Origin of the sequence: Gardnerella sp. DNF00571G, from assembly GCF_049262695.1 — a bacterium.
Lineage (GTDB): Bacteria > Actinomycetota > Actinomycetes > Actinomycetales > Bifidobacteriaceae > Bifidobacterium > Bifidobacterium piotii.
In genome coordinates, this window is record NZ_CP058396.1 from 1,138,891 (window position 1) to 1,153,754 (window position 14,864).

The window sequence follows — 14,864 nt, forward strand, 5'->3', positions numbered from 1 at the left end:
AATCAATCCCCAAATGTAAACTTAACAAAGTTATACGTGCATGCACACTGCAAATTTTGTAAGAAAGGCAGCGATGACAACAAAGTCTGACGCCATCTATCACCCTGGTAGAAGCAAAGGTCTGATTGACATTCCAAGATACCTTTATTTGCTTGACTTACTTGTAAAAAAAGAAGTACGCATAAGATATCGCGGTTCTTGGCTCGGTATGGCTTGGACGTACGTAAAGCCAATAACACAATTTGTAGTGTTCTACGTTGCAATGGGAATTTTCTTAGGACTTGGCCGCGGAGGCGGAATTCAAGCCTACCCACTGTACCTTTTTAGCGGAATCATAGTAACAAACTTTTTTGTAGAAGCATTCTCTAATTGCACAAGATCAATACTTTCTAATGCTGGCTTAATACAAAAAATCTATCTTCCTAGAGAACTATTCCCACTTGCATCGCTACGAGTTGCTTTTGTGCACTTTTTCCCACAAGTAATCGTGCTTATAATCGGAGCCTTATGCATGGGGTGGATTCCAGATTTTGCAGGCGTAATAGTGGCAATAATCGGATTTATTAGCGTGTGCACATTTGCCTTTGGTCTTGGATTATTCTTTGGAGCAATAAACGTTTTTTATAGAGATGCAGAAAACATTACAGACTTGGTAGCAATGGTTGCTGTATGGCTTGCGCCGTGCTTCTACACGTGGCAGATGGTTGCAGCTCACGCACCACGATGGGTTTTAGAGATGTATTATGCAAATCCTATTGCAATAAGCGTTGAAGCATTCCACCGCGGATTCTGGCTAAATGCCACAGATCGCACTTTCCAATTTGCAGGAGCTTGGTCTTTAAGACTTTGCGAAAGCCTTGTAGTTGCATTTGCTGTACTACTTATTGGCGAAGTTACATTTAGACATCTTGAAGGCAAGTTTGCTCAAGAAATTTAAGCTTACTAAGATTTTGTGGATTTTACTTTTAAGAGCAGCAGGAGTTATATATGAATAAGCCTTATAACACACTTCCAGAAGACGTTGTGTTAAGCGTTTCTAACGTTACTAAACGATTCTCGCTGCGAGCAAATCATTCAATTAAAGAGTCGATTGTAAACTTGCTAACACCGCCGTCTAAAAAGCACGAGACGCAAAACTTTACAGCTTTAAGCAATGTTAGTTTTACTATTAAACGCGGCGAAACTGTTGGACTAATAGGCATGAATGGCTCTGGAAAGTCCACTATGCTTAAAATGCTTTCTGGAGTTATGCAACCAGACGAAGGCGAAGTTTGTGCGCGCGGAAGAATCGCAGGACTAATCGAAGTTGGAGCAGGATTTGCTGCCGATTTAACTGGTCGCGAAAACGTGTATCTTAACGGCGCAATTCTTGGAATGACAAAAGAAGAAATAGACGATAAATACCAATCAATAGTAGACTTTAGCGAAATAGAGCCTTTTATGGACACAGAAGTTAAGTTCTACTCTTCTGGAATGTTCTTACGATTAGCGTTTTCTGTAGCAGCGCACAGCGATCCAGACATATTCTTAATCGACGAAATTCTTGCAGTTGGAGACGAAGCTTTCCAACACAAGTGCATTACTAGGCTTAAAGAACAGCAAAAACGAGGGCAAACAATGGTAATTGTTTCGCACAGCGAAGATCAAATTAAGCAACTTTGCTCTCGCTGCATAGTGCTGTCTCATTCACACATGATTTACGACGGTGAAGCCGAGCCAGCATTTAACGCAATGCGAGAAAACTTAAACAATAAAGCATAAACAAAAATCTTAAACAATAATCAAAATTAAAAAGCAAAAGGCATATAAGAGGATATTATGGAAAACATGAGTAACACAACAAACTTTGAACCAAAAAACATAATTGTAACTGGCGGATGTGGCTTTATTGGGTCTAATTTTGTGCACTACGTAGTGAACAATCACCCAGAAACGCACGTAACGGTACTAGACGCGTTAACGTACGCCGGAAATATTGAAAATATTGCAGGATTGCCAGAAGACAGAGTTGATTTTGTGCACGGCAATATTTGCGATGCTGAGCTTTTAGATAAGCTTGTTCCAGGGCACGACGCGATTGTGCACTACGCTGCAGAATCGCATAATGACAACAGCATTGCAGACCCTGAACCATTCCTTAAAACCAATGTTGAAGGCACTTTTAGACTCCTAGAAGCAGTTAGAAAGTACGGCATTCGATACCATCACATTTCCACAGATGAAGTGTACGGAGATTTGGCATTAGACGACCCAGCCAAGTTCACAGAAGAAACGCCATACCACCCATCCAGCCCATACAGCTCCACAAAAGCTGCAAGCGATATGCTGGTACGCGCATGGACACGCACATACGGTTTGCACACAACAATCAGCAACTGCTCAAACAACTACGGACCATACCAGCATGTTGAAAAGTTTATTCCTCGACAAATCACAAATATTTTAGAGGGTATTCGACCAAAGCTATACGGCCAAGGATTAAACGTGCGAGATTGGATTCACACTGAAGACCACAGCAGCGCTGTTTGGACAATCCTAACAAAGGGAGAACTTGGAAACACGTACCTGATTGGCGCAAATGGCGAGAAAAACAATATAACAGTTTTGCGCATGATTCTAGAAATGATGGGCAAAGATGCAGACGACTTTGACCTTGTAAAAGATCGCCCAGGCCACGATCGCCGTTACGCAATCGACAGCACAAAATTGCAAACGCAGCTTGGATGGAAGCCAAAGCACACAGACTTTACAACAGGCTTAGAGCAAACAATCAAATGGTACACAGAAAATCGAGCATGGTGGGAAGGCGCTAAAAGCGCAACCGAAGCGAAATATAAAGCACAAGGACAGTGAATCGCATAAAAGTCAAGCTTGCTTGTACGAAGATTGCATGCAACTTGTATGTAATAGTTTGCAAATCTAGCCAAAAATAGTCATAAATCTAATAAAAATAAAGAATTTGCAGGATGCTATGGAATTTGAAAAAGAACTAAGCGTTACAAAAACCAATATTCCAGGTTTAATCGTGTTCGATCTTCCAGTGCACGGAGACAACCGCGGATGGTTCAAAGAAAACTGGCAGCGCGCCAAAATGACGGCTCTAGGTCTCCCCGACTTTGGACCTGTGCAAAACAACATTTCGTTCAACGAAAAACGCGGAGTAACCAGAGGCATCCACGCAGAACCATGGGATAAATACATAAGCATTGCTACTGGCGAAGTATTTGGCGCATGGGTAGATTTAAGACCAGGGCAAAGCTTCGGTCAAGTGTACACAACCACACTAAACCCTAGCAAAGCAATCTACGTGCCTAGAGGCGTAGGCAACAGCTTCCAAGCACTGCAAGACGGCACAGCATACACTTATTTAGTAAACGCACATTGGTCGCTAGAGCAAAAGAAAACATACACTTTTGTAAACCTTGCAGACCCAGATTTACACATTAATTGGCCAATACCGCTCGAAGAATCCGAGCGCAGCGAAGCAGACTTACACCATCCAATGCTAAAAGATGCAAAGCCAATGGCGCCAAAACGCACTCTTGTAACTGGATGCAACGGTCAACTTGGTCGTGCAATACAAAACTATGCTAAAGAGCATGATTTAGAAGGATTTGAGTACGTAGACTTAGATAGCTTCGATATAGCAAATAAAGACGATTACAGCAGCTACGACTGGGATTTGTACGGAACGATTATTAACACTGCAGCATACACGTCTGTAGATGGCGCGCAAACGCCACAAGGGCGAAGAGCCGCGTGGAATAGCAACGTTAAAGGAGTGGCAAATCTTGCAAAAATTGCGCAAGAACACCACATTACTCTTGTGCACATCTCAAGCGACTACGTTTTTGACGGCACTCAAGAAAATCACAAAGAAAACGAAGACTTTGCTCCACTAGGCGTGTACGGCGAAACAAAAGCAGCTGCAGATTCTCTAGTAGCAAATGTTCCACAACATTATATTATTCGCTCAAGCTGGATTGTTGGAGAAGGACGAAACTTTGTAACGCGCATGATTGACTTTGCAAACCGTTGCAAAAATGGCGAATCTGTTAGTGTTCAAGCACCAATAGATCAAACTGGCAGACTCACTTTTGCCAGCGATTTAGTTAAAGGAATATTCCATCTTTTAGACACAAACGCAGAATACGGAACCTACAATCTTACAGGATCTGGCAAAATCGCGTCTTGGCACGATATTGCTAAAAAAGTGTTTACACAACTTAATGTAGACACAAGCAAAATCGAAGCAAACCGCGTAGACGATTACACGCGCATATCTAATGGATCTTCTAGACCACACAAGTGCGCACTTGACTTGCAAAAAATCGAGTCCACTGGATTTACGCCAGGCGATTGGGAAGATTTGCTTGAATCTTACGTAAATAGAATTGAACAAAACAACAAGTAAAGGATGTTTCAAAGATGAAAGGCATTATTCTTGCTGGCGGTTCTGGCACACGCCTATACCCACTTACTACAGTAACGTCTAAGCAGCTTTTGCCAGTTTACGACAAGCCAATGGTGTATTACCCTCTTAGCGTGCTTATGATGGCTGGAATCCGAGATATTCTTGTGATTTCTACTCCTCAAGACTTGCCAAATTTTGAAAGGCTGCTTGGAAGCGGAGAGCAATTTGGAATCAACTTATCTTACAAAGTTCAGCCATCGCCAGACGGACTTGCTCAAGCATTTATAATCGGAGAAGAGTTTATAAATGGCGATTCTTGCGCGCTTGTTCTTGGAGACAATATATTCTACGGAAATGGCTTGGGAGCAATTCTAAAGCGCGCTGCACACGTAAAACACGGCGCTACAGTATTCGGCTACTACGTAGACGACCCAGAAAGATACGGCGTTGTGGAATTTGACGAAAATCACAAGGCCGTTAGCATAGTAGAAAAACCAGAACACCCAGCATCAAACTATGCTGTTACAGGCTTATACTTCTACGATTCCAGAGTTACAGAGTTTGCAAAACAAGTTAAGCCGAGCGCGCGCGGAGAGCTTGAAATTACAGACCTTAACAAAATGTACTTAGAAAATGGCTCTCTAAACGTTATGACTCTTGGCCGCGGATACGCGTGGCTAGACACTGGCACAATGGACTCGCTTTACGAAGCGGGCGAATTTGTGCGCACAATAGAGCGAGCGCAAGGGCTGCCAATCGCAGTGCTTGAGGAGATTGCGTACGAAAATCAGTGGATTAGTCGCGAACGTTTACTTGAGTCTGCAGAAAAATATGGTAAAAGCAATTATGGCAAGCACTTAAAGCAGGTTGCTGAAAATCGCATTATTATATCTAAAGATTTGTTTGAAGATTAGTAAAATAAATTAATAACTTAATTTAACAAAAAGACCGAGCTGTTTACGCACGGTCTTTTTATTTTATTTACTGACTTTTTCTATCTTTACATAAAGTTACATAAAGATTAAGAATCACACTCCAAAAGCATAAGTCTTAGTGTCTTGAAGCTTACCATCTTTTGAATACGCTTCGAAATGAGTCCAATAGATTCCAGGATGAGGACTCCACAAAGCCCACGGCCCCTTAAATTGGCTCACCCACTGCTTAGCGTTGTAATCGTAAATCTTAATAATCGTATATCCACTAGGATTATTCGTTACAGCGCCTAAGAGAACGCTACTTCCTTGCCAAGCTGCGTAAGTTCCAGAAACAATCGTTTTTTCAACAAACTCAGGCTCAACAGGATTGTTTACTTGGTAGTGGAAGGCAATTGTTTTAGTTCCAAGCGACTTATAAGTGTAAGCATCGCGAACTTCGCAATGAAGCCAATAATCGCCATTGCTTGTTACCCAAGATGCCCAATTGCCAACACTCCAATCAGAGATTGTATTCCATTGCTTAGTGGATAAATCGTAAGAAAGCCAACGATATTCCAAGTGTCTATTCAAATTGCCTGTAACAGCAGCTCCAACAGCAATATCGTTATTGCGAATAATCCACGTAAAGTCTACGCTAGTTTGCGTTACTGGAGAATTTGGACCAGTTCCAAACGCGCTAACGTCAACATTTCCATCAATACCAGATATGCGAGCCTTAGACGTGTACTGCCATCCGCGCAACGCCGTTCTAATGTTAAATAGCGGAGTTGCGCCGTAGCTAGCAACCCAACTTGCTCGATCGTGAATGTATTGCGAATTAAGCGGGCCTTTCAAATAGTTTGCATACGAGTAAATGCCAAGATTTGTGTATCCTGCGTTATACAGCTGATTCCACCAAGACGAAACAATGTTTTGGTAAACGTATGGGCTAGTTGGAGCAGTGTGGCCAGCCCAAACCCATTTTTCAAGATCGTAGTAAACAGGATAAGAAAGGTCGCCTGGGCTAACGCCTGCACGCCTAAGAAGACTTGCAACGTCTGCGCCCTCGTTAGCACCATCTTCTGGTTTTTCGGCGTAAGAATACATGTAGATTCCAAACGGAATACCTAAACGCTTGCATTCTCTAATATTTCGCAAAGCGTATTTATCGTAGCCGTTTTCCCAGCCGTAACTAATACGTATAATCGCGCCTTCTACGCCAGCTGCCTTAGCTGCAGCCCAGTTAATTTCTTTTTGATGTTCGGAAACATCAATCACACCACTGGCGTTGTACGCAAACAGGCTTCCATTGCCATCATAGAATGCCTGAGTTCCGTTGTAGTCTCCCCACCTAGTGCCAAAGCCGTTTGTTGGCAAAGAAATCTTACGCACAGAGCCATAAGTTGTATACGTGGAGGTTCTAGATTCTAAAGCTTGTGACTCCTGGCTCTTTTCGCTTGAGTCAGTTTCTTCGGGATTTTTTTGATTAGAGCTTATAAGAACAACCTTGTTTCTTCTAAGAGAACGCTTATTTTCAACACGCTTTTTGCTAGAAATCGGAGTGTTATTGGTGGTAGAAAAATCAGCATTAGTACTGCTCGAATTCTCGCGCTTTATCTCTTTTCGCAAATCGCCAACAGTTATAGGCGTAAAACGCTCACCGTTACTTTTAGCGAGTGGATCTGGCTGCTTATCTTTAGTTCCAACAAGCTTAGAGTCGGTAACAGTTTGGCCAGTTTTAAGTGACTTTAATTCTCCATTATCTGCAATCGCATACTTTGAAGAAACAACTTCGTCTTTGTTTGTAAAGGAAGATGCCACTTTTTTAGGCAACTTAGATGCATTACTTGAATCGCCATTAGAAAGCGCATTTAATTGATCTTCTTCAACAGTGTTAGCGCCATTATCTGACAATTCCGCATTATTTGCACCATCTGCAACATCTGCGACTTTGGAAGCAACATTCTTAAAATCCCAACGATTTTCTACCTTAAACGCAGGAGCAGAATTTACAACAAGAGCTGTTGCTATAGAAACTAAACTTGCAATTACACGTACAATAAACTGTCCCAAAATCCCTCCAGACACATGTTTTACGTGTTTAACTGTTACAACAATACCAACATGCGCAAACAGCTTAAAACATGTGTGTATGAAAACAAAATGGAATCAAATAAGAATAAAAGTAAGAATAAAAGTGGAGCGGATGACGGGAATCGGACCCGCGTCATCAGTTTGGAAGACTGATACTCTACCATTGAGCTACATCCGCAATATGCAAATTTTGCAAGCCATTAGTTACCTTGCAAAACAGCAACTCGATTAATTATACAGACTGTTTAGACCTAAAGCAACTTTCGACACTCGCGCTAAATTGTACAATTCTCGGAAAATTTGCACATTTAGTGCACATTGAATACACATTCATGCGTAAAATTCGCTGCATGTTCGCATGATTAAGGTTTTATGATTAAGACTCGCGTAACTCTAAAACAACAAACGCAAGTGCAATAGCAGAAGAATTTTGCACTAAGCCATCGTGACTTAAAGACACATGCCAATTAGGGTGATTTACGCGATTTACACCATTAACGCTTACATTAGCGCTGTCGGATTCATGCGGATTAGTCGCCTCTGGCGCGTGTAATGACTCTAGAAGCTTTTGATTAACGTCTTCACTAAGTCGAACGCTTGGGCATCCATGCGAATCGTCTAAAATCTCAATACTTGCCCAAGGAGTGTTGTCTAATGTGTAAGGATATTGCAAACCAAGAGTGCTCATCGCTTCGCACCACGCTTTTATAACCGCCTCTTTACCAGCCCAGCGAGCCGCAACATGAATCGCCTCAGCGTCGTTTTTTAAGTGTGCTCGCATAGCGCACTGCCTAAGCTCACGCGTAGAAAATAGCGAGCGCCACCCATTGCCATCTTGCATTTGTTGCGCAAAATCCGCAACATTAACAACATCGGAACCAATGCCTGCAATCATTGAACTCACTTCCTAACTGCTCTAGAGCACGGCTAATCTGCGCGAACGATTTTCCAAACTTTGTAGCTCAAAATAGCATATCGGACTACAAAGTCGGGAGTCTTGTAGTGCGATTGTATAGCGACACGCCGTATTTTAAGTACAATCGCACTACAAGACAGGCTCTGTCGTTCGCGCGGTCTAAGCGCGCGAACGTCTTCGCTTGCGTTGAAAGCACACCGTGCTTTCAACCTTAAGCAAGCTCAGCGCTCCGAATTGCCTTTTCGCGCTACGCTTTAAGCGAAAAGGCAGGTCGTCGCGCCCGCACAACATAAAACCCAAAGTCACAAATCTATCTAAATGCAACTTTATAGCGAACAATAACTGCAGCAAAAGCAAGCACAATAAATACCGCAAATACAGTAAGAACGCTACTACCAGTTTTCAAATGGAAACCATCACGTATCGAATTACTATTGTTAACAACAGTAATATCCGTCCACGCTAACTGTTTTCCATGCTCGTCTACAAGCAAAACAGTGTGTTTACCAGAGTACCCAGATGGGAATTGAGCATCAAATTGAGGCTTGCCATTCACCATGCGAACAGCAACAAACTTTGAGCCATCGGCACCCTTAAGCAAGCGTGGAGACGAGTAAATGTACGCGTAAGCATAAACTACTCCATCACGCTTCAAACGCTCAGTAAACTCGCTGTTCACAACTTTAATTTTCACACTGTTAACAACTCCAGCAGTTGCAACGTTATTGTTACCAACACTAAGAGTTCCCTTTAATTCTGGATTAAGCTGCTGAACTGTTCGTGGAGCAACAGGCACTGGAGCAGATTCTGCTGGTTTAGCTGGTGCAGAATGATTTTGCTTATCTTGACGAGTTTGCTTTGAGTTAGCTGTCTCAGACTGTTCAGATTTAGCTGGTGCAGAATGCTCAGCTGGAGTTTCAGTCTTAGACTGACCTGGCTTAGTCTGACCTGGCTTAGTCGGAGTTTCATGCTCAGACGGATTGTGCTGAGGCGTTGGTGAAGGAGACGGAGCAGGAGCAGGCGTCACTTGACCAGGCGTTTGCCCATGCCCAGGTGCCGGAGCTGGCGCTGGATGAGGAGCCGGCTTTGGACCAGGCTCAGGAGTTGGAGTCACAGTACCAGGAGTTTGCCCATGCCCAGGCGTAGATGGATTTGAATTCTGCGTACCAGGCTGAGTACCAGGCTTAGATTCATCCTTCAACTTATTAATATCTAAAGGATTCATCTTATATTTGAGAACATCATCAGCCTTAAGATTTGCAAAAGGATTATCGTCCTTCTTTTCAGCATCCTTCACAAGCACAGCAGTAGAAAGAGCAGAAACCTTGTAATTTCCATTGTCATCTACAGTAATTTCAGGACACTTTGATACTTCATCGCTGTTAGCTTTTCCATCGGCAATGCGCACACGATACTTTCCTTTGCCAATATTCACAGTAGATTCACTACTATTAGCATTGAAAATAAACACATACGTTTTATTGTTGCTATCAACGCTAAACGCATTAATTCCATCACTGCTCTTAATCCAATGCATATTCTTATTAACATCAGAATATTCGGAATCGCGTAACGCTGGAATCTCGTTTCTTAGCTTTATCAACTCTTTGAAGTACTCAACAGCATCGGAATTCTTATTAACCAAATCCCACTTAACGGAATTGTCGCCGTCGCCAGCATTGTAACTATTAGCATTACCATTCTTGCTTCGTAAGAACTCTTGACCAAGCTCGAAGAATGGCATACCATGCGCAAACATTACAAGCGAATTAGCAAGCATTACTCGCTTCTTAAGATTCTCTTCTGTCTCATTAGGCAAGGATTTCTTCAACTTATCGTAAAGATTAAGATTGTCGTGAGCTTCAACATATTGCACAGTCTGACCAGCATTCGCGTAGCGCCTACCAGTGCAGCTTGCGTTTCCAGGCTGGCAGCCATAAAGATTTTGCATTACCAGATTGTCGCTATATCTGTTTCCAGACACGAATCCAGTAACACCATCATCTCCCTGGCCTTTTACAGCATCACGGAAGGAATCGTTAAAGAACGCAACACCATTATTTTCAGCAAGCTTATACGCATTAGGCTGAATAGTGCGGTTTCCATAAGGCAATTGGCTCATATCCCAGCCTTCGCCAAGAATAATCGAGTTCGGGTCAATTGCATGAACAGCTTCACGCACTTCCTTAATGGTTTCAAGGTCAATCAATCCCATCAAATCAAAACGGAAGCCGTCAATACCGTACTCTTTAGCCCAATACTTTACAGAGTCAACAATATACTTTCGCATCATTTTGCGCTCTGAAGCAGTATCGTTTCCGCAACCAGATCTATTAGACAAGCTGCCGTCATCGTTGTAACGGAAGTAGTAACCTGGCACAGTTTGGCCAAAAGCGTTCTTTTGCGCGTTATAAACATGGTTATAAACTACATCCATAATCACACGCAAGCCAGCATCATGCAGGCCTTTAACCATTTGCTTTAGCTCCGTAATACGAGTAGCAGGATTTGCTGAATCAGATGCATACGATCCTTCTGGAACATTGTAATTAATTGGATCGTAGCCCCAGTTTTGGTGAGGACTATTTTTGTCGTTCTTCTCTACATAGTCAACTTTAAAATCTTCATTCACAGAACCAAAATCATACATTGGCATGATTTGCACGTGAGTGATGCCGAGAGACTTCAAATAATCCAAACCAGTTGGCTTGTTCCCATTCTTAGTGTCAGATTGGATTACACCAAGATACTTTCCGCGCTTTGCAACATCTACTCCAGAACTTTCGTGAATTGAGAAGTCGCGAATATTCATCTCTGCAATAGTCGCATCAGTTGGGCGCTTATCAAACGATGCCTTACGAGATACAGGTGTTGCCATATTGCCACCGAATACAACGGATCTCATTCCGTTTCTAACGGCAGCTTTTGCATAAGGGTCTGGAGAATTATTTACAGTGCCATCTGCAAAATGAACCTTGTATGTGTAAGCAGTGCCAGCTTTTGCATCACCTGTAGTAATACTCCAAACGCCAAGCTTTCCAGCTTCTGTACCAAGAGTCAGATCTTGCGTTTTATCTTCTTGTGCTTTTTCATCAGTTGACTTATAAGTTACTAACTCCACTTTTGTAGCAGTTGGAGCCCAAAGCTTGAAAGTCGTAGAACCATCTTTTACAACAGCACCCAAGTCATCGCCTGTGTACGCATACTTTTGATCAAACTCATCAGTGCGAACAATCTTAGAGCCTTTAGCAGTTGAAGCAGAAACTGTCTTAGGCATTCCACCAACACCCTTAATGTTGATTTCATACATTTTCTTAAGATCTAATTCGTTCTTTGCAGTGATTACAATCTTATTATCTACAACAGCAACTTGCGAAATATCTATTGGCTTGTGGCTATTGGCATCTTTACTTGTAACATCAGTTACAGTAACATTTTCCTTCTTTACTTCTGAAGGGTCGCCGCTCACATTTACAGTAAATTCCTTAAAAGACGTAATATCAGCGTTAAAAGCATTAGCCTTTGTGTTGATTACGTTTGGGCTTAAGTAAACTCTACTATCTCCCTGCATAAGCCAGATTTCAGCGTTACCAGTTTGACCATCTTGGCTTAAAGTGATTGCCTTTGCAGGAATTGGGCGATCGCCTTCGCCAGGATCTTTATAAACCCAATCGTTGCCTTGCATGGAATAGCGCACAATAAACTTCGGATCTTTTACACCAGAATCATTGTGGAACGTATATTCTGCAATCTTTCCGAAATCATCATGAGCCGTAAAATCTTGCTTTACTCCATCATTACTACCATACCAAGTCCAAAGATTCCAACCATTGTAATCCTTGTTTGTTCTGCGGTAGTGAACAGTAACGTTTAACGTTTTAATGTTATTAAGCTTGTTAGCAACTTCAGATGGAGGTTCGGCAAAAGTATTCGAATCTCCTCCGTAAACCCAAGCTTCGCCAACACCATCTTCGATTTGCCAAATCTTACGATCTTTGTCTCCGTCCTTATGCCAATTTTTATTATCAGATCCTGGATTAGTGGTAATAATAAATCCAACTTTTCCACCCTCGTAAGTGCCATCAGCCTCAACTGTGTAAGTCTTACCAAAAGCGTCTTGACCATTGAACTTATGCCAAGCACCATCTATTTCATTACCTTGAGCATCTTTAAGACCCCAAATATAGACACCTTTATTCGTGTTTTTTTGATTGTAGTGAATAACAATCTTCGTCTTTAATGCAGAAGGTTTTGAAGATTCTGCTTTGCAAGGAATTTCAGCAGATTCAGAACCTTTCAAATCTGCATCTACTACATAATTCTTTGCGCCAGCTGGAATAGTAAAATTACCATTATTTGAATTATTTAAGTGATACCACCTATCTCCACCGTCGTTAAATACAGCAGTAATTTGTTTTCCATTATTAGGAATTGTTCTTGCAAACCAATCATCGCAAACTTTGCGCATTGGTCTACCGGGAACTGCAGTCCAAGAATCATTGCCGATTTGATAATGAATATTTACTGAGCTTGGATTACCTGCTTTATTTTTAGCATTAAAATAGACAGTTGTTGACTGGTCTTTAGCATCGTCAACATTGTATTTTGGATCAGATTCGTCACGTGCTGTATTAGATTTTACTTTTTCATAAATATTGTCCTTAAGCGCATCCACATGCAAAGCAATTGCAGAATAAGGAGCAATAGTCGCAGCAACTTTGCCATCTGTAACTTTAACAGTCTTAGAGCAATTTCCAGCCTCATAAACGTTGCAATACTCACCATCAGGCAAATCAGTCTTATACAAAACTTTCTTTGCGTTTGGCGTATTGTTTATTGCTAAGAATCCCTTGCCTGCACGACTAAAAGCAATGTTATTATTGCCGTCATCTTGCCAATTAGTGACTTGAGCACCATTTACAGCCTTAAAGAAACCGACCATTCCACGAATAGAAGTCCAACGCTGAGTGCACTGCCAACCAGTTGTTGGGGAACAATCTACATCTTCAACTTTATCTTCAGTCGCTCCAGGCGCACCATCATCCTTACGACCATTCTCAAACCTATACCCCGAGTAAATGTTTGGATTCCCATACGGGTAGCCAAGCATAAACGCGTTTGCAAGCTCGTAGCGAGGACCATCCTTATATGTAAGCGTGCGCACATAATTTTCTCGAGGAGTATCCCAATTAGTAACAAAAATTGAAGCTTTATCGCTTGTAACAAGTCCATCAGTAATATTCTTTAGATTCGATATTGAGCCATAAAAATCACTCTTTAATCGGTACGAATATTGGAATTCGTTGACTTCACCTTCATTCAAATGATGATCTGGCTGTATTTCTTTAGCTTCAGAAGGATCACCAATCGTCTCCTGCATCCACCAAATCTCATCCGCATTTTTACCAGATTGTTTTGCAGCTTCAGCTTTAATCGCAGCCATATCTGTTGGAGAAATATGTTTTACTGCGTCAATACGGAAGCCAGCAACACCTAGCTCTAGCAAATGAGCAAAGTACTTACCTAAAGTCTCGCGCACATTCTGCTTTGATGTATCCAAATCAAGCAAGCCAACAAGCCTGCGATTCCACACTTCCTCCGCATTGTTATAGTGCTCAATATTCCTAGCATCTTGATGGAAATCATCCTTTTCATATCCAGCATCTGGGAAAGACTGATCTTTAGCGCTATATTGGCTTCCACCAACACCCTCTGTATGAGTGTCACCAGCACCAGTCATGTGATTAATAACAGCATCAGCAATAATTCCAACACCTGCATCCTTGCAAGTAGTAATCATCTTCTTAAAGCCATCTTCATCGCCGAGTTTTGACTTTAATTTGTAGCTAACAGGCTGATAAGAAGTCCACCACTGAGCACCCCTTACATGCTCATTTGGAGGAGACACTTGCACATAACTCACGCCCTCAGGACCATAAGTTGTTTTGCACTCTTGAGCAATACTCTTCCAATTTTGCTGAAATGCAGTAACAATAACACCCTTACGGTTAAGAGTTAGATTGCTAGATTGAGAATTACTAGACTCACTACTAGCGCTTGCATTGCCAACAACAGCAAAACCTGTTATTAACATTGCACTCGCTGCAATCATAGAAACTATTTTCGACGCAAGGTGGCGATGAGCGACCATCTGCATATCCTTTCCTCCGTTGGCACAAACATGCTTCTATATTGTTTTATTGCCATGCAAAACATGAAAACTATAGGTGACACAACTATGTTTCACTTCTTATTACAACCAACTTTGGTTTACGCATAAGATTGCTTATTTTGAACGCAAATCGCCATAAGCACCTTGAATTTTTCGCAATTTTGCACGTAAGGAGCCATTATAACACTTTTGCAATTTTTACAAAAGTCAAAAATATAACTGCGATATTAGTCACACGTATAGTGCGAACCCGCACAAACTTGTAGTGCGTTTGTACCTAATTTACGGCGTGTTGCCATACAAACGCACTACAAGGCAGGTCCTGTCGTTCGCACGGATTAGCCGTGCGAACGT

General features: G+C 41.9%; 8 protein-coding genes and 1 tRNA gene. 5 read left to right on the forward strand and 4 right to left on the reverse strand.

Features of this window, described 5'->3' with window-relative positions:
* The first annotated feature begins 73 nt into the window (after positions 1–73).
* The 5 genes from HXT30_RS04610 to rfbA all read left to right on the forward strand — a co-directional run bounded on the left by HXT30_RS04610 (position 74) and on the right by rfbA (position 5,328).
* Positions 74–937 (forward strand): ABC transporter permease, encoded by an 864-nt coding sequence (locus tag HXT30_RS04610; RefSeq protein WP_004112141.1) that lies wholly within the window; start codon positions 74–76, stop codon positions 935–937.
* Positions 938–1,089: 152 nt separating this feature from the next.
* A complete protein-coding gene (locus tag HXT30_RS04615; protein WP_422111845.1) occupies positions 1,090–1,761 on the forward strand; it encodes an ABC transporter ATP-binding protein in 672 nt (223 codons plus the stop codon).
* A gap of 57 nt (positions 1,762–1,818) precedes the next feature.
* On the forward strand, positions 1,819–2,853 hold the full coding sequence (gene rfbB, locus HXT30_RS04620) for a dTDP-glucose 4,6-dehydratase (protein ID WP_004129905.1): 1,035 nt from the start codon (positions 1,819–1,821) through the stop codon (positions 2,851–2,853).
* 118 nt (positions 2,854–2,971) lie between these two features.
* The gene (locus tag HXT30_RS04625) at positions 2,972–4,414 is read left to right on the forward strand and encodes a sugar nucleotide-binding protein (protein WP_422111405.1); all 1,443 of its coding nucleotides are present in this window, start codon (positions 2,972–2,974) and stop codon (positions 4,412–4,414) included.
* A 14-nt stretch (positions 4,415–4,428) separates the two neighbouring features.
* Positions 4,429–5,328 carry a glucose-1-phosphate thymidylyltransferase RfbA gene (rfbA, locus tag HXT30_RS04630; RefSeq protein WP_422111406.1) on the forward strand — a complete coding sequence of 300 codons (900 nt, stop codon included), beginning with the start codon at positions 4,429–4,431 and terminating at the stop codon, positions 5,326–5,328.
* A gap of 114 nt (positions 5,329–5,442) precedes the next feature.
* Here rfbA and HXT30_RS04635 read toward each other — a convergent pair whose 3' ends face one another.
* From HXT30_RS04635 to pulA, 4 genes are all read right to left on the reverse strand, one after another.
* The gene (locus HXT30_RS04635; RefSeq protein WP_422111407.1) at positions 5,443–7,401 is read right to left on the reverse strand and encodes a GH25 family lysozyme; all 1,959 of its coding nucleotides are present in this window, start codon (positions 7,399–7,401) and stop codon (positions 5,443–5,445) included.
* A 125-nt stretch (positions 7,402–7,526) separates the two neighbouring features.
* Positions 7,527–7,600 (reverse strand) — tRNA-Gly (locus HXT30_RS04640).
* A 198-nt stretch (positions 7,601–7,798) separates the two neighbouring features.
* On the reverse strand, positions 7,799–8,317 hold the full coding sequence (locus tag HXT30_RS04645) for a holo-ACP synthase (protein WP_016636206.1): 519 nt from the start codon (positions 8,315–8,317) through the stop codon (positions 7,799–7,801).
* 331 nt (positions 8,318–8,648) lie between these two features.
* Entirely contained in the window at positions 8,649–14,489 is a 5,841-nt protein-coding gene (gene pulA / locus HXT30_RS04650; protein WP_422111408.1) for a type I pullulanase, read from the reverse strand.
* Positions 14,490–14,864: the final 375 nt, after the last annotated feature.

What these genes read in the sequence shown, in the direction of transcription:
- HXT30_RS04610 (WP_004112141.1), top strand. Translation starts at nt 74, where the DNA reads ATGACAACAAAGTCTGACGCCATCTATCACCCTGGTAGAAGCAAAGGT.
- rfbB (WP_004129905.1), top strand. Translation starts at nt 1,819, where the DNA reads ATGGAAAACATGAGTAACACAACAAACTTTGAACCAAAAAACATAATT.
- HXT30_RS04625 (WP_422111405.1), top strand. Translation starts at nt 2,972, where the DNA reads ATGGAATTTGAAAAAGAACTAAGCGTTACAAAAACCAATATTCCAGGT.
- rfbA (WP_422111406.1), top strand. Translation starts at nt 4,429, where the DNA reads ATGAAAGGCATTATTCTTGCTGGCGGTTCTGGCACACGCCTATACCCA.
- HXT30_RS04645 (WP_016636206.1), bottom strand. Translation starts at nt 8,317, where the DNA reads ATGATTGCAGGCATTGGTTCCGATGTTGTTAATGTTGCGGATTTTGCG.
- pulA (WP_422111408.1), bottom strand. Translation starts at nt 14,489, where the DNA reads ATGGTCGCTCATCGCCACCTTGCGTCGAAAATAGTTTCTATGATTGCA.